Source organism: Mycoplasma sp. 527 (assembly GCF_053851595.1).
The window spans coordinates 1-1,527 of the sequence record NZ_JBSQAY010000011.1 but is presented as its reverse complement, the minus strand read 5'-3'; the positions used below and the strand labels follow the sequence as shown (position 1 = coordinate 1,527).

The 1,527-nt window shown below is 46.5% G+C and carries 1 rRNA gene; it reads right to left on the bottom strand.

Going from position 1 to position 1,527, the window contains the following annotated elements:
- Positions 1 to 23 precede the first annotated feature (23 nt).
- Positions 24 to 1,527, bottom strand: a 23S ribosomal RNA gene (locus ACWXVQ_RS03175); the annotation flags it as partial.

Here is a 1,527-nt window from a genome sequence, read left to right as displayed (position 1 = left end):
TTTTAGATAACTTCTATAGAATCACTATTAAACCAATCAATTTATTAGTACTGGTCAGCTGAATATATTGCTATACTTACACCTCCAGCCTATCAACCTCATAGTCTATAAGGAATTTAATAGGGAATACTCATCTCTGAGGGGGCTTCCCGCTTAGATGCTTTCAGCGGTTATCCCTGCCGCACTTGGCTACCCAGCTATGCTTCTGGCGAAACAACTGGCACACCATCGGTGCGTCCACTCCGGTCCTCTCGTACTAAGAGTAGCTCTCATCAATATTCCAACGCCCACATCAGATAGGAACCAAACTGTCTCACGACGTTTTGAACCCAGCTCGCGTACCGCTTTAATGGGCGAACAGCCCAACCCTTGGAACCGACTCCAGCTCCAGGATGCGATGAGCCGACATCGAGGTGCCAAACCTTCCCGTCGATGTGATCTCTTGGGAAAGATAAGCCTGTTATCCCCGGGGTAGCTTTTATCCGTTGAGCGACGGCCTTTCCACGAAGAACCGCCGGATCACTAAGTCCTGCTTTCGCACCTGCTCGACTTGTAGGTCTCACAGTCAATCACACTTCTACCTTTATGCTCTTTGATACGGTTTCTGACCGTATTGAGTGTAACTTTGAACGCCTCCGTTACCCTTTAGGAGGCGACCGCCCCAGTCAAACTACCCACCACACACTGTCCTCTTACCAGATCATGGTAACAAGTTAGAAGTTCAACGTAACAAGGGTGGTATTTCAACGACGACTCCACTTGAACTAGCGTCCAAGCATCACAGTCTCCCACCTATCCTACACAAGTTAAATCAAACTCCAATATGAAGTTATAGTAAAGCTCCACGGGGTCTTTTCGTCTAGATGCGGGTCTCCGGCGTCTTCGCCGGAACCATAATTTCACCGAGTCCAATGTCGAGACAGTTAAGAGATAATTACTCCTTTCGTGCAGGTCAGTATTTAGCCGACAAGGAATTTCGCTACCTTAGGACCGTTATAGTTACGGCCGCCGTTCACCCGGGCTTCACATCAATGCTTCGCTAATGCTAACACCTTTGCTTAACCTTCGGGCACTGGGCAGGAGTCACCCCATATACATCATCTTACGATTTAGCATAGAGCTGTGTTTTTGATAAACAGTTCCCCCTTACTATTCACTGCGGCCCACTTGTTATGGTGGGCATCCCTTCTTGCGAACTTACGGGATGAATTTGCAGAGTTCCTTGACATTGGTTTTCTCGCTCGCCTTAGAATACTCATCTTGGGGACGTGTGTCCGTTCTCGGTACGGGTTTCCATAAACTATATGTTAGAAGCTTTTTTAAGAGGTATGAAATCATCCAATTCGCTACTTAGTTGCCCTTTCACTATGCATCATAGCTCCCGGTTAAAAATTTATTATGCGGATTTGCCTACATAACCCAGTTACTATTTACCCCACAATCCAATAAGTGGTAGTACTATCCTCCCCCGTCACTCCATCACATTTATAGAAAGTACAGGAATATTAACCTGTTGTCCATCGGCTA